Origin of the sequence: Psychrobacter sanguinis, assembly GCF_020736705.1 — a bacterium.
Taxonomy (GTDB): Bacteria; Pseudomonadota; Gammaproteobacteria; order Pseudomonadales; family Moraxellaceae; genus Psychrobacter; species Psychrobacter sanguinis.
In genome coordinates, this window is record NZ_CP085990.1 from 3,198,835 (window position 1) to 3,222,695 (window position 23,861).

General features: G+C 41.8%; 17 protein-coding genes and 2 tRNA genes. 5 read left to right on the forward strand and 14 right to left on the reverse strand.

Annotated elements, in window-relative coordinates:
* Positions 1-89: 89 nt before the first annotated feature.
* The 11 genes from LK453_RS13465 to LK453_RS13515 form a co-directional block, all read right to left on the reverse strand.
* Complete coding sequence (locus tag LK453_RS13465; RefSeq protein ID WP_201535895.1) at positions 90-1,517, reverse strand: aldehyde dehydrogenase family protein; 1,428 nt, start codon at positions 1,515-1,517, stop codon at positions 90-92.
* A 476-nt stretch (positions 1,518-1,993) separates the two neighbouring features.
* A tRNA-Asp gene (locus tag LK453_RS13470) sits at positions 1,994-2,070 on the reverse strand.
* A 53-nt stretch (positions 2,071-2,123) separates the two neighbouring features.
* Positions 2,124-2,199: transfer RNA gene (locus LK453_RS13475), tRNA-Val, on the reverse strand.
* A 263-nt stretch (positions 2,200-2,462) separates the two neighbouring features.
* Positions 2,463-3,632: an HlyD family efflux transporter periplasmic adaptor subunit gene (locus LK453_RS13480; RefSeq protein ID WP_201535892.1), complete on the reverse strand. Its 1,170-nt coding sequence runs from the start codon at positions 3,630-3,632 to the stop codon at positions 2,463-2,465.
* Between the two features lie 2 nt (positions 3,633-3,634).
* Positions 3,635-6,271 (reverse strand): type I secretion system permease/ATPase, encoded by a 2,637-nt coding sequence (locus LK453_RS13485; protein WP_201535889.1) that lies wholly within the window; start codon positions 6,269-6,271, stop codon positions 3,635-3,637.
* 185 nt (positions 6,272-6,456) lie between these two features.
* Positions 6,457-8,028, reverse strand: a complete 1,572-nt coding sequence (locus LK453_RS13490) for a TolC family protein (RefSeq protein ID WP_007393945.1) — start codon at positions 8,026-8,028, stop codon at positions 6,457-6,459.
* 553 nt (positions 8,029-8,581) lie between these two features.
* Positions 8,582-9,955: a bifunctional tetrahydrofolate synthase/dihydrofolate synthase gene (folC, locus tag LK453_RS13495; RefSeq protein WP_201536047.1), complete on the reverse strand. Its 1,374-nt coding sequence runs from the start codon at positions 9,953-9,955 to the stop codon at positions 8,582-8,584.
* A gap of 71 nt (positions 9,956-10,026) precedes the next feature.
* Complete coding sequence (accD, locus tag LK453_RS13500) at positions 10,027-10,977, reverse strand: acetyl-CoA carboxylase, carboxyltransferase subunit beta (protein ID WP_227674335.1); 951 nt, start codon at positions 10,975-10,977, stop codon at positions 10,027-10,029.
* Positions 10,978-11,016: 39 nt separating this feature from the next.
* Complete coding sequence (trpA, locus tag LK453_RS13505) at positions 11,017-11,841, reverse strand: tryptophan synthase subunit alpha (protein WP_201535886.1); 825 nt, start codon at positions 11,839-11,841, stop codon at positions 11,017-11,019.
* A 190-nt stretch (positions 11,842-12,031) separates the two neighbouring features.
* A complete protein-coding gene (gene trpB, locus LK453_RS13510; RefSeq protein WP_201535883.1) occupies positions 12,032-13,279 on the reverse strand; it encodes a tryptophan synthase subunit beta in 1,248 nt (415 codons plus the stop codon).
* Between the two features lie 112 nt (positions 13,280-13,391).
* Positions 13,392-14,042, reverse strand: coding sequence for a phosphoribosylanthranilate isomerase (locus tag LK453_RS13515; protein WP_201535880.1), 651 nt, complete (start codon positions 14,040-14,042; stop codon positions 13,392-13,394).
* A gap of 215 nt (positions 14,043-14,257) precedes the next feature.
* Here LK453_RS13515 and LK453_RS13520 point away from each other — a divergent pair, with 215 nt between their 5' ends.
* Entirely contained in the window at positions 14,258-15,934 is a 1,677-nt protein-coding gene (locus LK453_RS13520) for a cryptochrome/photolyase family protein (RefSeq protein WP_201535877.1), read from the forward strand.
* 4 nt (positions 15,935-15,938) lie between these two features.
* On the opposite strand, the gene LK453_RS13525 is transcribed toward LK453_RS13520, so the two are convergent.
* Positions 15,939-16,691: a DUF4230 domain-containing protein gene (locus LK453_RS13525; RefSeq protein ID WP_201535865.1), complete on the reverse strand. Its 753-nt coding sequence runs from the start codon at positions 16,689-16,691 to the stop codon at positions 15,939-15,941.
* 431 nt (positions 16,692-17,122) lie between these two features.
* On the opposite strand from LK453_RS13525, the gene LK453_RS13530 reads away from it, so the two are divergent.
* From LK453_RS13530 to LK453_RS13545, 4 genes are all read left to right on the forward strand, one after another.
* Positions 17,123-18,853 (forward strand): proline--tRNA ligase, encoded by a 1,731-nt coding sequence (locus LK453_RS13530; RefSeq protein ID WP_201535862.1) that lies wholly within the window; start codon positions 17,123-17,125, stop codon positions 18,851-18,853.
* Between the two features lie 257 nt (positions 18,854-19,110).
* Positions 19,111-19,764 carry a potassium channel family protein gene (locus tag LK453_RS13535; protein ID WP_201527563.1) on the forward strand — a complete coding sequence of 218 codons (654 nt, stop codon included), beginning with the start codon at positions 19,111-19,113 and terminating at the stop codon, positions 19,762-19,764.
* Positions 19,765-19,796: 32 nt separating this feature from the next.
* On the forward strand, positions 19,797-21,122 hold the full coding sequence (locus LK453_RS13540; protein WP_201535859.1) for a TrkH family potassium uptake protein: 1,326 nt from the start codon (positions 19,797-19,799) through the stop codon (positions 21,120-21,122).
* A gap of 96 nt (positions 21,123-21,218) precedes the next feature.
* On the forward strand, positions 21,219-21,791 hold the full coding sequence (locus tag LK453_RS13545) for a DUF3124 domain-containing protein (RefSeq protein ID WP_201535856.1): 573 nt from the start codon (positions 21,219-21,221) through the stop codon (positions 21,789-21,791).
* 134 nt (positions 21,792-21,925) lie between these two features.
* On the opposite strand, the gene LK453_RS13550 is transcribed toward LK453_RS13545, so the two are convergent.
* Together LK453_RS13550 and LK453_RS13560 are read right to left on the reverse strand one after the other, a co-directional pair.
* Complete coding sequence (locus tag LK453_RS13550; RefSeq protein ID WP_227674336.1) at positions 21,926-22,582, reverse strand: calcium-binding protein; 657 nt, start codon at positions 22,580-22,582, stop codon at positions 21,926-21,928.
* Positions 22,583-22,734: 152 nt separating this feature from the next.
* Positions 22,735-23,810 (reverse strand): IS3 family transposase gene (locus LK453_RS13560; RefSeq protein ID WP_379652738.1). Its coding sequence is split into 2 segments (ribosomal slippage): positions 22,735-23,564 and positions 23,564-23,810, totalling 1,077 coding nucleotides; the frame shifts between segments, so codons are not numbered across the junction.
* Between the last annotated feature and the right edge of the window lie 51 nt (positions 23,811-23,861).

The window sequence follows — 23,861 nt, forward strand, 5'->3', positions numbered from 1 at the left end:
AAAAATGATAATAGATATCTAAAAAAATAGCCCCATCGCAAAATGGGGCTATTTTTTAACAATAAATGGGGCGTTATTTGAATGAGACGTTAATCTTTAATGACCATTAAGCGAATTTCAGTCATGTCTTCGATGGCATACTTAACACCTTCACGCCCAAATCCTGAATCTTTAACACCGCCATAGGGCATATTATCAACGCGGAAAGTAGGTACATCATTAATAATCACCCCACCCGCTTCAATATGATCCCACGCTTGCATTGCTTTATTAATACTAGAGGAATATACCCCCACTTGTAAGCCAAAACGGCTGTCATTAGCAAGTTCAATGCCTTTATCAAAATTATCATAAGCTTCCAATATCATTACCGGACCAAAAGCTTCATCTTTATATAATTTTGACTCGTGACTGACATTCTCTAAAATAGTAGCGTTCATAACTAAGCCATCTACCTCACCGCCACACAATAAGGTAGCCCCTTCACCAACCGCCTCATCAATCCACTGTTGAATACGCTCAAGCTCTCCTTTATCGATCATCGGCCCAATGACCACGTCGGCCTGACTAGGGTCACCAGATTTTACTTCTTTTGCCAAGGCGACTAACTCGTCTTTTACTGACTGATAAATATCTTTATGAATCAGGACGCGCTGAACACTGATACATACCTGTCCTGCTTGACTATAACCGCCTGTAATGACTCTAGGTAAGGCTTTTTCAAGGTCAGCATCGGGTTCAATCATCACTGCCGCATTACCGCCTAGCTCAAGCACAACTTTTTTCTTGCCAGCACGTGCCTTCATGTCCCAACCTACTTTATCAGAACCGGTAAAGGACAGTAGTTTAATACGTTCATCCGTGACCAACACGTCGGCCACTTTTGAAGACATCGGCAATATTGAAAAAGCCCCTTCAGGTAGGTCAGTTTCTGCCAACACATCCGCGATCATCAAAGCCCCAATAGGTGTATAACTAGCAGGCTTCAAGATGAAAGGACAGCCTGCAGCGATGGCAGGGGCAATTTTGTGAGCGACTAAATTTAGTGGGAAGTTAAAGGGAGAGATAAACCCGCATAACCCAATAGGCACTCTTTTACTAAAGCCACGATAGCCTGCACTGGCTTCTGTCGAATCTAAAGGTAAAACCTCGCCTTCAGGCACTGTTGTTACCGCATCAGCTGCAAACTGAAAAGTAGCAATTAAACGCTTAACTTCAGCCTTTGCTGCTGCTTCAGGTTTACCGCCTTCCGCTATTAACGCTTCCGTAAATTCATCAAATCTCTCAGTAAATTTAGCGACGCAGTCTAATAAGATACGCTGCTTTTGATAAGGCTTTAACGCCTGCATAGCAGGAACGGCCTCTAATCCTTTTTGAATAGCTTGTTCTAATAACTCACTATCAGAACGAGCCACTTCTGCGACAGTCTCTTGATTATATTTATTGACCACTTCAAGAGCGTCATCTGCTCCTTCGTGGGCTTTATTTGCGAGGTATAGAGGATAGAAATGTTGCATAACTTACCTTTTTAATTTTGTTATTAATTAAACCCCATAGTTTATGACATATGGGGTGTACTTTGGTTTTGTGCTTTTTTATGATTATTATATTTTGATTATGGCAATCAACACTTTATAGCGATTAACGCTTAGAACACGTAGTGTAGTAGATACTTCAACCGCATATTAAATAAAGTAATGAGCACAAGAAATGAAAAGCTCATGAGTTACTAAATATGAGTTATTAGGATAGCTAAAGTACCTAAGCTGAACTATTATTTTTTGTTGTTTATTTTATAAGAGATGTTGAAGCTAACTTTATTAGCAGTATTTAGTGTTAAACGATAATTCACAAAACGATAGATAACCTTGCTATAGGGAAATTATGCAGAAAGGCAAATTAAGGAGAAATGACTAAGCACAAAAAAACCTCAAGTACAGGTACTTGAGGTTGAAACTATTAAGCTAATTAAAGCTTATTAAGTTTTAAAATATGGCGCAGCGGACGGGACTCGAACCCGCGACCCCCGGCGTGACAGGCCGGTATTCTAACCAACTGAACTACCGCTGCTTAGGTCGTATAACATCTTTAACCACTGTGCTTATAATATAAAAAGCAATAAGTGGTGGGTGATGACGGATTCGAACCGCCGACATTCTGCGTGTAAGGCAGACGCTCTACCAACTGAGCTAATCACCCAAAAACCATTTAAACTGCAAGGCAATCTTAGGTTTAAACCAGAGAAAATCTTAGTTATTTTGTTACTAAGGTCTCGCTCTGTGGGTGTGTATTATATAGATTTAATAGTGTGTGTCAAACCTTTTTTGCAAAAAAATTGAATTTATTTCAAAAACTTCGGTAATATCGGGTTTAACACACGCTCTAATTAAATAACACCACAAAACCATTCACTTTGAGCCTCTCAGCACCTCTCCAAAAAGTTATCGCTTTGAGGCCCGTCATTAACGTTCGCCTAGACCTTCAGACAGGGTCTTAGTAATCGGTTTGGTTAAGTAAGACAAGACACTACGTTCCATGGCTTTAATATCGACGCTGGCTGTCATACCTGGCTTGATGACAATCTCATCACCACGTCCAGCGAACTCTGCTTTACCGATTTTGATCAGTACGCGGTAGTAAGGCTCTTCGCCTTTAGGGGTAGTTTCCATTAAGGTATCTGGACTGATATAAGTCACTGTTCCGTTCATGGCACCGAAAATAGAGAAGTCATAAGCATCTAGTTTAACCGAAGCTCTTTGCCCCTCTTTAACATACGCGATGTCTGCAGGGCTTACCTTGGCTTCTACGATAAGGTCACTACTGGTAGGTAATAACTCCATAATAACTTCACCAGGCTTAACCACACCACCAATCGTGGTGATGTTGATGTTATTGACTTTACCATCTTGAGGAGACAATAAGCGTTTTTCTTCTAGAACCTGAGTCCGGTCACGTAATTGCTCAAGCTCACTGTCTAATTCTTCTTGAGCTTTGGTCATCTCGGCTTGGGCGTCTTCAAAGTACTTATTACGCTTGTTATTGATCTGAGCTTCAATATCAGCGACTTGACGACGTAGCTTGATGACATCAGCCTGACTAACGTCGCCATATTCTAATAACGGCTCATTCATATCTAATTCTTTTTGAGCGAGAACCAACATCTTCTCTAGAGAAGATACTTCTTCATTAATCGCTTGTCTGCGACGATTATATAATTGAGTTTGGTTTTCGACATATTCCGGATATTGACGCACACTTGCTGGGAAAGACAAAGGCTTATCAAATATTTCAGCATTTAAACGTGCCAACTGAGCTTGCAGGGCAGCGGATTTAGTCGCTGAGCTGTCATAAGCGGCTTTGGCTCGCTCTTCTTCAAGCACCACTAACAATTGGCCTTTTTTAACTTCATCCCCTTCTGATACTAAGATATCCGTCAGCACTCCCCCGTCCGAGGCTTGCACTTGCTGAGTTCTGGCGCTAGCAATAACTGTCGCTTTCGCTCGAGTCACTTGGTCAATCTTCGCAAAGTAGGCCCAAACTAATAATATGGTAATACCGACAAGGGCAATCCAGATAGTGAGGCGAGCATTACCAATTTTGGGCTTGGTAGGAGTATATTGATATTCAGACATGCCTATTTCTCTTCAGATGTGGGGTTAATGACAATGGTATTGGCCGTATCATTTACTGGTGGCCTTGTTTCATTGGCAGCAGTATTTAGTTCGGAGATAGGAGTTGTTGTTGCCCCATTCTCTGGTGCAGATTTAGACACATTACCTAGATTTTCTGAAGCTGGCTTGATAATAATCTTTGGCTTGCTGGTTTCCACAGTATTGCTTTGATTGCTAGCTTGTCTATTGGTCTGCTGCGTATTTACTTGACCATTGGTATTTACAGTTGACGTTGGCTGTGCCCCATTATTAAAAGTAGGGTGACCGTCTGTACCGCCTTTATTCGGCTGATCACCCGGTGCAGTCGGCGGTGTTTGGGGACCGCTGCCCTGAGGAGAGTTAGGATTAGTGGGTACTGCTTTAATCGCTGCTTTAGGCGCCGCTTGTTCAGTTATTCGTCCTGGCACACCTTGCTTCTTAGCTTGCTCATTTTGCATCAGCTGTTTCAGTACCGCATCTTTGGCACCATCCATGACGATTTGATGATTGTCCATAATAATAATACGATCAACCAAATCTAATAAGGCAGTTTTATGGGTAGATACGACTAAGGTTTGACCTTGTTGTAGTTCGCCACGTAAGACTTGTATACAGCGCTGCTCTTGACGATTGTCCATAGATGCCGTTGGTTCATCAATCAAAAGAACTGAGGGCTTAGTTAGTAATAGTCGGGTAAAGGCCACCAGCTGCTTTTGCCCGCCAGATAAGCCGCGTCCCCCCTCACTAATAGGAAGGTCTAGACCGCTTGAGTGGTTAGCAACAAGGTTAATTAGACCTGTTTTTTGTAAGGCTTCATGCAGCACATCATCATTAGGGGCTGGCATACCAATCAGTAAGTTTTCACGCAAAGTACCTTGGAATAAACGGTGGTCTTGCTGTAAATACCCTACTTGCTCGCTTAGTGATTCACGACTAATCTGTTGAATGTCTAAACCATCTAGTAAAATTCGACCCGATGTTGGGGCATATAATCCAGAAAGTAATTTTAATAAAGTCGATTTCCCAGAACCAATCGGGCCTAGAATTGCGATTCTTTCGCCAGGTTGAATGACTAGCTTTTTCACAACCACAGCAGGTCGGTCGTTACCCACATAATTAAACACCATATCGTCAACCTGATAATGACCTCTAATTTTGGTTGGTGATAGAGGATAGTTAACGCCATGGTTATCTTGCTCAAGGGCGAAAATCGACTCAATCATGCCTTTAGCAGCTTTCGCATGAGAATACTGTACCAGTAAGTTTGGAATAGACATAACAGGTGCGAGTACACGGCCACCCAAAATTGAAGAAGCAATCAAGCCCCCCATTGTCATGTCCCCACTCATTACCACAAATGAGCCAACAATAACGATACCTACATAACTGGCTTGCTGTAGCATTTGCGCCGAATAACTTAAGTAGTCATTGGCATGCTTCATACTCAGATCGTTTTTAATTGTGACATTCATCACATCTAACCAACGTGATAAAAACTTCCAGCTTCCCGCGCCTGCTTTAATAGTCTCGACACCTTCGACGGTCTCTACCAAAAGCCCTGTTTTATAATAAGAAGCCGAGGCCCCTTCTGCAGCAATCGCATCGATTTTCTTACGGGCAGTTAATCCCATAGCGATGGCGATAATCGCGGCAATAATAGGCACCATAGCCACTAGCGGTGACGCAATATAAGCAATAAGAACAATGAAAATAATAGTCATTGGTAAGTCAACCAGACCAAATAAGGTACTGGCCGTAAAGAAACTACGTACTTGCTCATACCCTCTTAGCTGAGCCGCCATCGAACCTACTGATCCAGGCATTTGGTCAATGCGCACTTTTAACAGGCGCTGAAAAACCTCACGCGATAAGTACTGATCAAGCCCAATCACCACTTTATCCATAATCTTTGAGCGTGCAAACTTCATAAAAGCTTCAAAGATAATAATTAATGCCACACCACTGGCTAAGATAATTAAAGTGTACTCACTGCGAGTGGGGATAACTCGGTCATAGACCTGCATTGAGAACAAAGAAACGGCCAAGGCCAGGAAGTTAATTAAGAAAGAAGCAATGACGGCTTCTATTACCACGCCTTTATAGTTGGACAAGTCCTTTTTCAATAAAGTAGTAAAAGAAGCACTTTTCTTTTTGATATGATCGTCTTTTAAGCGCAGCCTCAATACCAACTTCAACTCATCTAATATCACATGACGAGTCTGAGCCTCTTGGCGTAAGTTCCAAGCCCCTTGTGGGTTTTTGCCATCGATCAACCCCCATCCATAACGTGAGTGATAAGCAATTAAAGGTAAAAATGCAGCATCTGGTTGTTCTAAAATTTCGGGAGACTCTTCAATTCCTAAGCCTCTTAATATTTCAACAAAACCGCCTAAGGTATTGATACCACGACCTTGCTCTTCAGCTTTTGGATTATCATGTTTTCTAATGATATCTTGAAGTCGAATATTGTCTACCGGATATCCTTGCTGACTTAAAAGATGTCGCAAAGCATCAGCTAAAGATTGCGCCGTCGTGAGCTCATTTGAGCTCGGCACTAACTCATGGTGTGACCCTAAGTTATCTGACTCTATATTATCTGAGAGGTGTTGGTTAGTACTCATAATGATCACTTATTAAAATTTTATTATATTCGTGAGAAGCATGCTGTGAAGACCGTTGAAATCTCGACATTAACCGCTTGTTTAATTTCAAACCACAGCTTTCTACAGCCTTATAGTTAGAGTCTAAAATTGATTTAGCACTAACTTCTCAAAACCTCAATGCTCAAAATTTACCGGCTTACAAACTAGTTATTCAAGTCTTGTTGAGTGCCAGCTGGGCTATTATTAAGCTCATCCATCTCCGGTTTTTCGACCGTTATTTTTATAGGATTACCCGCTTCATCAATCATTATATAAGCGCCTTGATTGAGTTGCTGTTCAACAGAAGCCGGCAGATTTACTTGAATATACTCATCCTGTGGCTGTGGTTGACGCTGTTGTCCATATCCAAACTGTTTGCTTTGAACGTTGTTTTGTTGCGTATCTACCCATTCTTTTACTGGATCTTTAACGCTGAACATTTTTATAGGTTGACGGTTATGGACATATTTTTGCCAAGGCATCAAACTAAAATCTACCTGCAGCTTATAAAATGAACCCAAAATATCAGAACGGGTTTGTACCAAGTTTATTTGATAATCACTTAACTCACGTACTGAGTTTAAAACCTCTAGCCAAGACTTACGTCCGGCAATGAACTGACGCTGATAAGAATCTAATACGATTTGTGCACCAGCCACCGCAGACACCAGAGATAATTCTCTGCTTCTGGCACTGGCAAATTGCTGGTATTGAATCTGGATATTTTCCATTACCTGACGCTGAGCGGCTTCTTTATTCTGAATCAAGCTATTTACTCGGGCTTCAGAGGCACGAGTCAAAGCAAGGTTAGAAAAGCCCGCCCCTGGCTGATAATTCAAGCCCACATAAAATTGGCCATCATCTTCATTGGTATCGTGATCGTAGGTATGCTTATACTCAGCATAAACAGTGGGATATCTTGTGGCACTTTGTGCTTTTACTTCTTGCTTTGCAGATTCGATTTGGAACATCTCTTTAACTACTGTGGGGTTATAAAAACTGGCTTCACTAAAGGCCAGTTTTTCAAATCCCGCAGAGGCTTTCTTGGCTTGATCCACCAATAGGTTTAATTGCGGAACATTGTGTTCACTACCTCTAGGTAGCGCACGCCCCGTAATTTGTTGTAATCGAGCCTCAGCAATATGTTGTTGTTCTCGTGCCGCTTCATAGGCATTGGTTTCTTGCAAAATACGGTTAGTCACTAAGTCAAGTTCAATACGGGCGGAGACCCCTTGACTCACTCGGCGCTGCATCATGGCTTCAAACTTGCGCAACTGGTCTATAGTTTCTAAGTAGACCCTTTGTTGGGCCACGGCTGCGATATAAGTTTGCCAGGCCTCAATCGTGGTCTTAGCCACTTGGTTTTGTTGCTCATAAATATTTTCAGTCGCCGCTTTATCATCAAATATGGCTTGGTTGACGTTGGCTGTCAGTCGACCGCCTGTCCATAAAGGTTGGCGAATACCTATCTCCGATACGATATCATCATTATTACCATAGCTAGTTGAGATACTTGGTGTCGGTAATAAATTAAGCTTTGCAGCATTGATTCCCTCAGTGGTCGCTTGTTGCTCTGCACGAGCTGAACCGACCAATGGATGCGTCTCAATCGCTTGAGATATTAATGAGTTAATTTGGACATCAGTAACTACCGTATTGGCATAAGTTGGCAGAGTACAACCAACCATTAAGCTTAGTGCCAGTAGTAATTTATTTTTTTGAGAGCTAGACATCATAATTTATTAACTTATTCTATGAGAGATAATGCGATGCAAAAGCATCAATAGGTAAAATATTTTAAACTATTCATCCCGATACATTACCATTAAATTCACTATTATTATAAAGGATTATATTGCAATAATACTACACTGTTACTACACAGGGTGATTAATTTATAACACAAAGTCACAGTTAAATCTAAACAGTATTTTTAAATTTAGTTTAATTGTACTATAGATTTATTAAGATTTTTTACGCAAATAGACGTCATCATAACAAAAAACTTATTACTATCAATAGTGAAATATTTTTGAGCTAAAATATTGTTAAGCCTAAATAATTAAATAGCCATCTACTGAAACCCTAAACATAGATAATATTAGTGCTGTTCTTTAAGAGAGTTCTGTAAAGACCAAAAAACCCCTTGCCCATCACTAACTAGAAGGCCAAAGGGGTTAAAACAGTATTCATTTTGGACGATAGGAATTTAAGTCGCTGCTATACTATTGGTTTTAGTTCTTTTAAAACAACAACTGTCAAATATCTAAATCAATGGCTGCAGTATTTTTAGACTAATGGCTGTAGCACTTCACCTATGGTATGAAATGAGCCACATACTAAGATCAGGTCCTCTTCAGTAGTTACTCCAACGACTTTATCACCTATTACCCCTAAATTATCATAGGTTATTATGTTCTGTTGATTATGCTGTTGCAATACCTCAGTCAACTGTTTTAGAGGCGCTGCTCTAGGATGGTCAATTTCAGCAACATGCCACGTTTTAATAGGTAGCTTTGAATCAACCAATAACTGCACCACATGGTCTATGTCCTTATCCGCCAACATTGAGAAGACCACATGCAGTTCAGCCTTAGGATAGTGCGCTTTATGTTGCTGCCATAACGGTAGAAACTGACTCAATAAAAAAGTCATGCCCCGCTCATTGTGTGCCACATCAAAGAGCCAATGTCGTTCTTGAATGTCTCTGGCATCAAAACGACCATCAAGTTTCACTTTAGCAAGTGCTGATTTAATATGCTCGGTAGTAATGGTTAAATCGCTGGCAAGCAAAGCTGCCACAGCATTATTACTGTTAATTAAAGACAACTTAGGTTTAGGCAACTGTAAAGTAATATTGGCACTACTAAACTGCCATCCCTTCTCTTGCTCAGCAAAATCATAATCCTTACCGACTTGATAATAAGGACACTGTAATTCTTCTATCTTAGCAAGCACAGACTCAGGCATATCCGTTTCACCATATATTAAGGGAATGCCCTCACGTAGTATGCCCGCTTTTTCATAACCAATCTTCTCGCGGGTATCGCCTAGCCAATCCACATGATCAATACCGATATTGGTAATAACAGCCAAGTCCGGATCGATAATATTGACCACGTCTAGACGTCCACCTAAGCCGACTTCTAACACCCAAACATCACAATCTGCTTGAGCAAAGATAAGCATAGCTGCCAGAGTGGTCATTTCAAAAAAAGATAGAGTCAAATCACATGCCAGTCTCGCCTGCTCAACCTGATAGAAGGCGTCAATTAGCACCTTGTCTCCCACAGGGCAGCCATTAATACGAACCCGTTCATTAAAATCTATAAGATGCGGAGACTGGTAAAGTGCGGTTTTATAACCCGCTTGTTGACAGACCTCACTGATGACTGCTGTGGTCGACCCTTTACCGTTAGTACCGGCCACAGTGAAAACATACGCATCATCTTTAGCGGACTGTATTAGCCCCAAATGATTGGCAACTGGTATGACGCGAGACAAACCCATGTCTATTGCTGAGACATGTATTTGCTGCATATAATAAATCCAGTCTGATAAAGGACTGGATTGGTTGGGAGTTAAGTCAGAAGTTATGGCTGGAGTTGAAGAGGTAGTAATCACGATGTCTCTCAGTGGGTAAAATAAAATCATTAAAAACATATAACTTAGGTATTGCAAGTCAACACTTACAATACCTATAAATAGTTAGCGCAAAGATTAGAACCAAAAACTTAGAGGTGCATAAGTTTGGCCAATAGACGGTATATGGTGTCATTGAGCTGATGACGATGTACGACTTGGTCGATAACCCCATGCTCCAATAAATATTCAGCACGTTGGAATGGCTCTTCTAGCGTCTCACGCACCGTTTGCTCGATAACACGCTTACCGGCAAATCCAATCATCGCTTTTGGCTCTGCGATATGGATGTCTCCTAGCATGGCTAATGACGCTGTCACCCCACCATAAACAGGATTGGTTAGCACCACGATATAAGGCACACCGGCTAAACGTAAACGCTCAATAGCAGCACCAGTGCGTGCCATTTGCATCAGTGATAACACCCCTTCTTGCATACGTGCCCCACCAGAGGCAGCAAAACAAACCAATGGCATCTTATGTTCTAAGGCTACTTCAGCAGCTTGTACAAAGCGATCACCCACTACTGAGCCCATCGAGCCACCCATAAAACGGAAGTCAAACGCACAGGCCACCACATCCATCTCCCGCAGCTTGCCTTTAAACACGATAAGCGCTTCGGTTTCACCCGTTTTGTCTTGCATTTGCTGCATACGTTGGGGGTAAGGCTTACTGTCCACAAACTGTAAGGGGTCACCGGTAGTAAACTGTTGACCCAACTCTTCCTCAATAAGATCTAAAAATCCAGCCAAGCGTTCACGTGCTGTCATGGCCAAATGGTGATCACAATGAGGGCAAACGTAGCTGTTAAAAATTAGAGCGGTATTGGTAATCATCGAATGACACTGTGGGCACTGCGTAGAAGGCTCTGTCTCCACCGCCGTCAGTTGAGGCAGGCTATGACGCTGCACACGAGGTACAGGGCGAGTCAACCATGTACCGCCTGAATGCGCTTCATTCGGTGCAGCTTTATTAGATTTAAGTCCAGCATCAACTGTCTTTTCAGAGGTTTTGGTTTTGGGCGAATTACTTTTATTTGTCATAAACACATCAGATTAATATCAGTAAAAAAGTCTTTCGAGTTAGGCCAGTTGATCTAAGGCTTGGCGTAGCTCATCCATTTTTTGCATAATTTTGGCTTGAGCTGCGGCAATTTCTTCTTTGCTTGACTGGCTATCAAGCCCTGCAAAGTTTTTCACCAGTTCACTGCCTACAATGACACCATCAGCGTATTCACCAATGGCCGCGGCTGACTGCCCATCACGAATCCCGAAGCCTACACAAATAGGTAAGTCCGTTTCTTGTTTGATGGCTCGGACTTGCTCCCCAACCGCTGCCGTGTCTAAGCTTGCAGAACCGGTGACCCCTTTTAAGGAGACATAATAAATATAGCCGCCACAATGGGTCATCACTTGCTTACGACGCTCAGGTAAGGTGGTCGGAGATAATAAGAAAATCTTATTCATATCATGCTGGGCCAAATGCTCTACAAAATCACCTGACTCAGCGGGGGGTAGATCAACTACCAAGACCCCATCAACACCAGCTTCAGCACATAATCTTATAAATTCATCATAACCAATAATTTCAATCGGGTTTAGATAACCCATTAGAATAATCGGTGTGCTAGTGTTAGTCTCACGAAACTGCTTAACCATTTGCAATGCTTGGTGAGTACTGGTACCCCCTGCTAAAGCTCGCTCACCCGCCAATGCGACTGTTGGACCATCTGCCATTGGGTCTGAGAATGGCAAGCCCACTTCAATCATATCTGCGCCATGCTGTACTAAGTCATGCAAAGTACCGACAAAGCTGTCTGGCGATGGATCACCGGCCATAACATAAGGAATTAAGGCTTTTTTATTCTGTTGCTTTAAATCTGCAAATGCGGTTTCAATTCGGGTCATAATATTCCCTTAATAAATAATCTTTTAGATACTCAGTTATCCTGAATGCCATAGGCTAATTCAAAGAGTGACTCACTTAACGCTTAAATTAAGGACTAACTTAGTAGTTGATACTTTAATTACTGATACTTTAATTATTAATACTTCAGCCATTCACACTAAGTCAGTCATTACGAATGTCGCGATATCTTTAAAGTTCAATACCTTCAGCTTTCATAACTGAATGTAAATCCTTATCACCACGTCCTGACATATTGACAATAATACTCTGATCAGGCGTCATGGTCTTAGCCAACTCCAAAGCATACGCCACAGCATGTGCTGACTCTAACGCTGGAATAATACCCTCTTTGCGAGTCACTTCATGGAAGCCGTGTAACGCTTCTTTGTCTGTACAGCCTACATATTGCACACGCTTCACATCTTTTAAAAAGCTATGCTCAGGACCTACGCCAGGATAATCAAGGCCCGCTGAAATTGAATGAGTCTCAAGTATCTGACCATCATCATCAGCCATTAAATAAGTACGGTTACCATGCAATACCCCGACTCGGCCTTTTGCTAAGGGCGCTGAGTGACGGTCTGTGTCCAAGCCATCACCTGTGGCTTCAACGCCATAAATCTTCACATCTTTATCATTTAAAAACTCGTAGAACAAACCAATTGCGTTGGAGCCACCACCCACACAGGCCACTAAAGCGTCAGGGAGTTTCCCAGTCTTCTCTAAATGCTGAATGCGGGCTTCTTTGCCAATAACAGCTTGAAAGTCGCGAACCAATAAAGGATATGGATGCGGACCGGCTACCGTACCAATAATATAATAAGTAGTATCGACGTTGGTTACCCAATCACGCATGGCTTCGTTCATGGCGTCTTTTAAGGTGCGTGACCCTGATTCAACCGCCACGACTTTGGCTCCCAACAAGCGCATACGATACACGTTCATCTTTTGACGTTCAACATCATCAGCGCCCATGTAAATGATACACTCAAGCCCCAGACGTGCAGCAATGGTCGCAGTCGCCACACCATGCTGGCCTGCCCCTGTCTCGGCAATGATACGCTTTTTGCCACTCATCTTAGCCAATAGTGCCTGACCAATGGTGTTGTTTACTTTATGAGCACCCGTGTGGTTCAGATCTTCACGTTTAAAATAAATCTGTGCACCGCCGATTTCATCACTTAAGCGCTTGGCGTGATACAGTGGTGTAGGACGACCCACATAGTTAATCAAATCATTGTGGTACTCTTCCCAAAACTTGGGATCTTGTTTGACTTGATAATATAAAGCTTCCAGTTCCTCTAATGCTGCCATTAAGGTCTCGGAAACAAAGCGCCCACCGTGAATGCCAAAGTGGCCACTTGGGTCTGGATACTGACTAAAATCAGTTATATTCTCTACTTCATCATTATGTGGTACGTTATTAAAGTTTTTCATAGTTGGTTTTACCCTATTTATAGTTTTGTAATCATCACTTATTTTCAATACTTTCTTTAATAATCAAGCTGCTTGGCCAGTTTTCCTGGCCTGGGCAATGAGAGACGCTCTTTTAGCTTTGCCATCGGTTATTTTTAACCGCACGAATAAAGGCAGCCATTTTGCCAGCGTCTTTTATGCCTTTGGCCGACTCAATGCCGCCGCTAACATCGACTGCTTGAATAGGCAGCTTTAAAGTGTCATTAATATTTTGCGGGGTTAAACCACCTGCCAGAATAATAGGCAATGCAGAATCGTGAGGAATAAGTGACCAATCAAAACGCTCCCCAGTACCGCCATAAGCCTCTTTGTGATAAGCGTCTAACAAGATACTACTCGCACCTGCTTGGGCATATTGATTTATTTGATTCGTGATGCTGTCCAGATCGTGAGTGTCTTTATTGATCCGAAGTGCCTTAATCCAACGTTTATTAACTTTATTGGCCAATTGTTGGCATTGTTCAGCGGACTCATCGCCATGAAACTGAATCACATCAAAGGCGACTGTATTCGCTAGATCGACAAGCTGTTGCTGTTCCATATTGACCACCAAAGCAACCACACTGACAAAGGCTGGAATAGGCGTCATTAGAGCATTGGCCTGCTCCATAGTGACCGCACGAGGACTAGGCGGATAGAACACAAAGCCTAAGGCATCAGCCCCTAGCTTAACCGCTTGTTGCACGTCACAGAGTTGGGTAAATCCACAAAATTTAATCTGCATTGACCCTCTAAACCTTTTACCAAAATAGAATTGCCAAATAAAACTTATCCTAGCATACTTTTTATCAAATTTAGCAGTGCGTACACTAACTTACAGCATTTAAAGTTTATAACATTAAAAGCGCATAACTCCAAATATAAACCCGAGTTGCTATCTATCTTTCTACTTTTCTATCTTTCTTATCACCTACTCTATCACTCATTAAAGGATGTGCAATGACCTCCCCTTCTGTCGCTGACTTAACTTCTTACCTTATGTGGTTCCGACGCGACTTGCGTGTTGAGGACAATACAGCACTAAGCCAATTAACGGACTTAGCGAAGCAGGCATTAACCCAAAACGACCCATCACAACTAGATGTGTCTCAGTCGTCAGTATCGAAAGCAGCCCAGCCTAAGATTCACGCTTTATTTGTGGTTACTGCTGAACAATGGCTTGAGCATGACATGTCTATAGTACAAATGGACTTTATCTTTCGCACCCTAAAAGTATTAGCAACCTCATTGTTTGATCAATTGGATATCGAGCTTCATGTATTGAAAACGGCTGATTTTGACAGCTGTATAGAGACGGTCGTTAACTTCTGTCAACAGCACAGCATCACTCATATGGCCAGTAATTATGAGTACGAAGTTAATGAAATGCAGCGCGATGCCGCTATTGAGCAGCGCTTAAAACAACAGGATATCGAATTTAGCCGCTACCATGATCAATGTATCTTGCCACCGAAGTCAGTGACCACTAATGACGAGACCATGTATAAGGTTTTTACCCCTTTTTATAAAAAATGGCGAAGTATTCTAGAAACCAGTCCGCCCAACTTGTACTCTACTGAAAAAGTAAATTCGGATAAGCCCGCTACTGAACGTTTATCGCAAATCTTAGCCACTATCGATGATTTGCATCAGCAAACACTTAGGCTATTTTCTGCAGCTTACTTTGAAGCTGAGTCTGCGAACCAAAATGACCAAACCCAACTACTGAAAAACGCTGAAGAAACCTTTGTGGCAGGTGAAATTGCCGCCTATCAACAGCTGCAAACATTCTTAGCCGAAGATGTACAACGCTATGATATTGCTCGAGACCAGCCTTCATTAGAAGCCACCAGTCGGCTATCTGCTTACTTAACTATAGGGGCAATCAGTCCTCGCGTCTGTTATCTCAAAGCCAAACAAGCCGCTGAAGCTATTTATGAGGCCAATGTCTTTAATCAATCAGAGAAACAAACAAACAAACCACTAGAAAATAGCAATGAGGCTAGCGCTGAACAAGATATCCAGCGTTGGATTAGTGAGCTGGCATGGCGTGACTTCTATCGTCATGTTATCGCTGATCGCCCAGATATTGTTAAAGGCACTGCCTTTAATAAAGCAGCAGACACTAAAGTACATTGGTCTTACGATGAGCAAGACTTTAATAGATGGTGTCAAGGACAGACAGGCGTGCCTTTGATCGATGCTGCGATGCGTTGTCTCAATCAAACGGGGTTTATGCACAATAGACTGCGTATGGTGACTGCCATGTTTTTGACCAAAGACTTATTTATTGATTGGCGTTGGGGTGAGCGTTACTTTATGCAACGACTCATTGATGGGGATTTTGCTTCAAATAATGGCGGTTGGCAATGGAGTGCCTCGGTCGGTACCGATGCGGCGCCCTACTTTCGTATCATGAATCCTTTCAGCCAAGCTAAAACGCATGACAAAGAGGCTATTTTTATTAAAACCTGGCTGCCAGAGCTAAAGCCCGTAAAACCGAGCATACTGCATGATGAGGCCAAACTAAGACAAGCGTTAAGCGCAAAAGGCGAGCTTGCAAATGTTGACTACCCTCAACCTATGGTAGAACACAAGCAAGCCCGCCTTTACGCTATTGGGCAGTTTAAAGGATAATCCGTTAGTCAACTGGCTGACAGGCACCTGCTCCCTGGGTAGTAACACTTACTTTGGCGCCAGTCATCGCAAATAACTGCTCCATTTCTTTTTTGGCATTATTTTCTGCTTGCTGCATCACTCCATCAGAACAAGCGCGCTTAAGCACTTCTTGCTTGGCGCTGGCTTGAGCCTTAGCCAAAATCTCAGGTTCTGCTTGAAGCATGCCAAAGAAACCGCCCGACTTCCAGTCATAGACTTCTACATCGTCTAAGTACACAGTAAATACTTGCGCAGGCGGTAAGGTAATCATAATGTCAGGCATTAAGGTAATAGGAGCATTTCCATTACCTTGGGCTTCAGCTTTAGCGCGCGCTTCTTCGATTTGAGCTTCTGTCGGCTCTGTGATCTGAACCATTTCAGGACTTAACGTACTTAAGTCCACACCGGCTACCACACGGCCACGAGCAATAAACAGACCTTTTTGTTCATCTTGCCATAACCGTTGCCAACTGCCTTCCTGCTCACTGGTAATTACCGTATCCACATTATAAGCCACGGTCTCTAAACGATTCAGTTGCTGAATTTTACTGACCACGCCTTCTCGGCTTACCGTCTGAATTTGTGGGGAATTGTCTTTATTGAACTGTTGCCACAGAAAAACGCTTAACGCGATTAAAAGGAGCAGGAAAATTAGCTTAAGCCAAACCCCATTACTTTTTACTGTATTTGGAGGTACTTTATTTCGAGGTACTGTATTTTGAGTTTTATTGTTCATAATTTGCCATCATAAAGTTATTATTATTGACGTGAAATATTAAGGTGCTAAATCGTTTCACATCCTTAAATGTATAAATCTAATATAGCCAAAAAGCGTCCTTTTGTCTGCTAAATTACGTTACATCATTGTCGATAAACACCCCTTAATAGGGCTCTAAAACTGACAAAATTTTATTTAAATTAGCCCACATATTAAAAAGTGATTGCGTCAGTCGGCGAGTTTACCTAACATAGGCAAGTTACAGCGATTTATTCGCACTTATTTTATTGTTATCTGCACCGTAATAACCGTTCGATTACTGACTTTACAGCAATTTAGACGGCAACTATTCACGGTGCTTTTATTGTTTTGGTTAATTTTATAGTTTCTTTGCCGTTGATTTTAAGGTTAACGACCATTTAACTACATTGAGTAAAGTCGAGTCAGTTATGAGAGCCAGCCAGTTTTTATTTGCTACCCTAAAAGAAACCCCAAGTGATGCTGATATCGTATCAAGCCAACTCATGGTACGAGCCGGCCTGATTCGCAAGCTTGCGTCAGGCCTATATGTTTGGTTACCTATGGGGCTTAAGGTATTGCAAAAAGTTGAAAAAATTGTGCGTGAAGAAATGCAGAATATTGGCGCACAAGAAGTACTGATGCCAATGACTCAGCCTGCAGAGTTATGGCAAGAGTCAGGACGTTTTGAAGATTATGGTCCTGAGCTTCTACGGTTTACCGACCGTCACAACCGTGACTTCGTACTAGGCCCGACTCATGAAGAGGTAATTACTGATTTGGCTCGTGGTGAATTACGTAGCTATAAACAGCTGCCGGTAACCTTCTTCCAAATTCAAGGTAAATTCCGTGATGAGATTCGCCCACGCTTTGGTATCATGCGTGCCCGTGAATTCACCATGAAAGATGCTTACTCATTCCACGTTGATCAGGCGTCATTAGAAATAACCTATCAGCAAATGTATGATGCTTATACTCGTATCTTCCAGCGTCTTGGCTTAACTTTCCGCGCTGTATTAGCCGATACTGGCTCAATTGGTGGCTCAGCCTCTCATGAGTTCCATGTATTGGCCGGCAGTGGTGAAGATGCCATTGCGTTCTCAGATGGTTCAGACTATGCGGCCAACGTTGAGCTGGCAGAAGCAGTTTGTAATAATGAACGCGCCGCTCCGACACAAGACAGACAAGATGTGGCCACGCCAAAAATTCAAACCAATGAAGACTTGGCTAAATTCTTAGATATTCCGCTTGAAACCACTGTAAAAACGCTAATCGTCAAAGGTCATCATATCAATGAAGATGGTACTGAAGGCGATGAGCAATTAGTAGCGCTAGTGGTGCGTGGCGACCATACTTTAAATGAAATTAAAGCGGAGAAAATCGCTGAAGTTGATACCCCTCTTACTTTCGCTACCGAAGAAGAGATGAAAGCGGCGGGTCTGAAAAAAGGCTTTATCGGCGTAGATTTGGACATTCCGGTATATGTTGACCGTGCCGCTGCTGCCATGAGCGACTTTGTGTCAGGGGCCAATGAGTATGACATGCACACTACCGGTATGAACTGGGAACGCGATGCGACCATTACTGAAGTGGTGGATATTCGCAACGTGGTAGAAGGAGATCCTTCACCGGATGGTAAAGGCACACTGAGCATCAAACGTGGTATTGAAGTGGGTCATATCTTCCAATTGGGCGATAAATATTCTAAAGCTTTAAATTGTACAGTTATGGGTGAAGATGGCAAACCTGTAACCTTAATGATGGGTTGTTACGGTATCGGTGTCAGCCGTATTATCGCAGCCGCCATCGAACAAAATCACGATGACAATGGCATTATTTGGGCCAAAACACCGAATGTTAATGACTCTATTGCCCCATTTGACATCGCTATTGTGCCAATGAAATCGAAAGAAGAGACGGTAATGCAAACTGCTGAAGCTCTATATCAAGAGCTTAAGGCCAAAGGTTTGAATGTTCTGCTAGATGACCGTAATGAACGTCCTGGTGTTAAATTTGCCGATCTTGAACTTATTGGCATCCCACATCGTATCGTGGTATCAGATCGCAATTTAGCGGAAGACAAGTACGAATATGTTGATCGTCGTGATGGCGAAAAACAGCTGCTTAGCCGTGAAGAAGTATTGGCAAAAGTCAGCCAATAACTTTCAGTAGTTTAATTTACTTAATCAATAAAAATTGACTGTCACCTATTTTTAACAAAAGAACCTCATCAATTGGGGTTCTTTTTTTTGTGATTTTTTAGTATATATTGGTTGCTGTTCTTTTCTTATTAGTTATATTTAGGAGTATAATTATTGCCTGAATTATCTAAACGAAAAGTGAGTGCCATCTTACCCCCTAACGATCAATAACAATCGTTAATATTTGCTTTATATGACTATTTATGTAGAGGTAACACATGCAATTTGCGGTTATAGGACTGGGTGTATTTGGTCGAGCTTGTGCTTTTGAATTACAAAGTCAAGGCAATGAAGTACTCGGCATTGATATGGATGAGCAAGAGGTAAACAAAGTTAGTGACATCTTGAGTCATTCTGTTATCGCTGATGCTACCGATATTGAAACCTTAAAAGAGTTGAACTTGAGTCAGTTTGATGGGGTAATCGTCAGTATTGGCGAAGATTTGGAAGCCAGTTTGTTATGTACTCTAAACTTAATTAAGTTACCGGCTAAGAACTTATGGGTGAAAGCCAAAACAGATGCCCATCATGATATTTTGCACAGCTTAGGCGTGGAGAATATTATCCATCCTGAGCAAGATATGGGAATTCGTATTGCTCAAGCTGTGGCTTATCCCATGATGAAACAGTATTTATCTTTGGGTAATGAAGAGTTTTTAGTGCGCATTGACGTACCGCAAAACTTACGACCAATAACCGTTGGTAAAATCAGAAGTAAGCATCCTGACACTTCGTTACTATTAATTATTCGTGACAACCAATTAGTGCAGGTTTTCAATGATGACACGGTTATTCAATATCCAGATAGGGTGGTATATGCCGGATTGGTCAGTGACCTTAAATACTTATCCAAAGCATTTATCAATGCTTAATATCAAGTAGGCTTGGTCAACAGGTACCTTTTATGCCAAAAAACTCAGTTAAATTTCTAACCTCTCCCCCTGCTATTTTAGCAGTGGGGTTTTTATGTTTAATAACGCTGGGCTGTTTTCTCTTAAAATTACCAGCGTGCACAATTGAGCCCATAACTTGGATTCAAGCCGCTTTTACCGCCACTTCTGCCGTGACTGTCACTGGACTCTCTATTGTTGATACCGCCAACTACACTCGATTAGGCCAAGTGATTATTGCGATATTGATTCAGTTTGGTGGACTTGGCTTTATGACATTCGCCGTTTTTGCTTTTATTAGCTTACAGCGACGGCTCAATATTGTGGGTCAAAAGATAGCCCGTGAAGCTTTTGCGGAAACAAGCTTTGGCGATATTTCCACCACTGCCAAATCGGTTATTACCATTGCATTGTCAGTTGAGCTGATAGGATTTATTGCCCTAAGCCTTGCCTTCTTAAAAGAAATGCCAGCCTCTGAGGCCCTCTATGCCGGCTTCTTCTATACGGTATCTGCCTTCAATAATGCCGGCTTTGCACTGACCAGTGACAACTTAATGCCGTATGCAGATAACAAGTCTATTAATATCATCATTACCAGTCTTATCATTATTGGTGGCTTAGGTTTCATTGTGGTGAAGGACATTATTGATAATCGCAGTTGGCGTAAAATAAGCGTGAACACCAAGGTAGTTGTCACCACAACTGTGGCCTTAAACTTTATGGCTTTTGTGCTATTTTGGTTGTTAGAACATAATAATCCGAATACTCTAGGTCATTTAAGCTTTAGTAATCAATTAACAGCCGCTTGGTTTCAGGCCATTACCCCTCGAACTGCTGGTTTTAACACCATCCCTATTGAACAACTAACTGATGCCAGTACGTTACTGACTATGTTCTTAATGTTTATTGGCGGCGGCTCGCTATCTACTGCCAGTGGTATCAAAATTGGGACTTTTGTTATCTTAATTTTGACCACGTGGGCGTTTTTAAGACAGCGCGATCATGTCATCGTATTTAAGCGCCGTATTCCAGATCGCTTGGTAAGAAAGTCTTTGGCTTTGATTAGTATTACCATGATGCTTATCTTTATAAGCGTCTTTGTATTGTCGGTAGTAGAGGCAGATCATCCTTTAGATGACGTGTTATTCGAAGTAGTCTCAGCGCTAAGTACGGTTGGCTTGACCCGCGGCTTGACCACTAAGCTCAGCTCAACCGGTGAAATTGTTATTATGTTTATGATGTTTGCAGGACGAGTGGGACCTTTGACCTTGGCTTATTTAATTGCTATGCCAAAGTCTTCAAGAGTACACTACCCCGAAACCAACGTATTGGTGGGTTAATATAAAACACCTCTACCCTGTTGTCTGCCTGCCATTTTTAATGCGTAGGCAGACTAAATTAAGCGGTTGAGCGCCATAAGGCCTTAAAGGAGATTTATGAAAACATCACTGCTACTGTTGACTTCTTTGCTAATTACGGTGGGGCTTAGCGCCTGCAATCCTCCTGAAAAAGACCCTAATATTTTATACAGTGATGAGCACAAAGATCCTATAAAAGAGTTAGAAGTAGATATGCCTAAAGGCAACATGTCTTATCAACAGCTATTTTATGTGCCTGTTTATTCAAATATTTATGGTGACGAAGAAAGTCCTAAGGTTATGTTGTCAGCGACTTTGAGTATTCGCAATACCAGCTTAGATAATAGTTTATATGTGACTAGAATTGATTACTATAATACTCATGGAGACTATGTTCGTCCATATTTGAAAAAATCTATTGAGTTGCCGCCTATGGGAACACTGAACTATATTGTAGAAAAGAATGACGATACAGGCGGTGATGGTGCTAACTTCGTAGTAGCTATAGAAAGCGAAGCGCAGAGTGTCTCACCATTAATTGAAGCTATCATGGTTGGTACTTTTAGTAACAAAGCTTTCTCATTCAGTAGCAAAGGCGTTGTTATTCAAGACTCAGCGAAAGATGGCTATTTTAGTAGTAATAAAAAGTAACCTCTCTAAGCCGACGCTACTAGCGATTAATTTGATAGTATAGTTTATAGGTTATATATCAATGGTATTACACCCAAAAAACTCAGCAAATAAGCTGAGTTTTTTTATAAACAAGTAGATTTTTAAACGTTTACTTAAGCAATTATAGAACAATTCAATACGTCTTCAACAGAGCAGTTTTCAACCATTAGATAACTTTGATTGGTCAAAGCAACGCTGACATTTGACCCATTTTGACTGGTCTGACTGATTAGATTATTCATATCCGTAAATAACTCGGATGAAAACTGTAGCACATCCTGGTAACCCGCATCGTTATTAAAGTCTGCAATAACATCATTGCCCGATAGGCTATCGATGACAAACGTATCGTTACCCACGCCGCCAATTAAGATATCATCCCCTAATCCGCCGTTTAACACGTCGTCGCCTTCAGCACCATAGATACGGTCATTGCCTTCCAGTCCGTAAATCACGTCGTCACCACGGCCACCATGTAGAATATCTGCTGCGTCTGTGCCGTTAATAGTATCATTGCCTTCACGACCGAAAACAATTTCACCCATTAACGTATCATTACCTTCAGTTCCTTCGACATGGTCTAAGAATTCTTTATCGCCATTGTCAGTGTGTTTTATTAAAAAACGATGATCAATAAGACCGGCATCGGTTATTTCATAGTTATTGGTATGGCTGTTAATCTCTTTTTGGAAACTGACTGACTCTACATTCTCTGCTTCGACCAGATTAACACCATCTTTGTCTATGAAAAATAGAGTGTCATCTGTCATTTTATAGACATCCCAATCATCACCTCTACCTGCAACACGTACTTCATCTATACCAAAATTGCCATCAATATGATCGACGCCAATGCCAGCCTTGATAGTGTCATTACCTAATGTAAATACCCCATTCTTAACACAACATCATCGTAGAATAATTAAGCCACCTGCCTGTACTCAGCAGGTGTCATATCATTAAGTGAATCATGGGGTCTTTCGGTGTTATAAACCTTGATCCAATCCTCAGTCAGCTTACTAACCTCGTTTAAATTGTTGAAAAGGTAGCAGTCTAAAACCTCATTACGATAACTGCGATTAAACCGTTCAATATAAGCATTCTGATAAGGACAGCCAGGCTCGATATAGTCAATATAGATGCCGTGAGCTGATGCCCAATCAGTGAATGTGCTAGATGTAAACTCACTGCCGTTATCCACACGAATTTGCTTAGGATAGCCATGCCACTCGGCTAGCTGGTCAAGGTAGCGAATTACTCGGAGTGAAGGCATACTGGTACAAATATCAATGCCTAATACTTCACGGTTGTAATCATCAATCACATTAAAGGTTCGAAAGCGAATATTGTTGTGCAGCTTATCGCTCATAAAGTCCATAGACCAAGTATGACCCAATGCGTTTGGCACACTTAGCGGCTTAGGGTTGCGCGTTGGTAGCCGTCTTTTAGACTTACGGCGTAGGTTTAAGTTTAACGCGGTATAAACACGGTGTACTCGCTTGTGATTCCATGAGTAGCCAAGCTTGCGTATACGCTTAAAACACTTTGGGAAACCCCAACGATTGTGCTTGTCAGTAAGCTTGTTTAAGACATCAATAATCTCACTATCATCAGGTAGCTTAGGCTTATAGTAGTAAGCGGTTCGACTCATACAGACCACCTGACAACTAACTGCAATGCTGACATCATACTGCGCCTGTAATTCTTGCGCCCAGACTTTGCGCTCGGGTACAGGCGCTATAGCTTTTTTATGATCTCTTCCTGCATTTGCGCTTTAAGGCTTAAATCAGCATACATCTGTTTAAGCCTACGGTTTTCTTCTTCAAGCTCTTTTAGTCGTTTGACATCAGAGGCTTCCATACCGCCGTATTTAGACTTCCATTTGTAAAATGTCGAGCTAGCTACCCCGTATTTACGGCACAGCTCTTTAGCAGATATCCCAGCTTCTGCTTCTTTTAATATTGATACTATTTGGGTCTCGGTCATTCGTTTGCTCATATTAAAACTCCTTATGGGTATTTTATAAGAAATTCTACGTTTGAGCTGTGT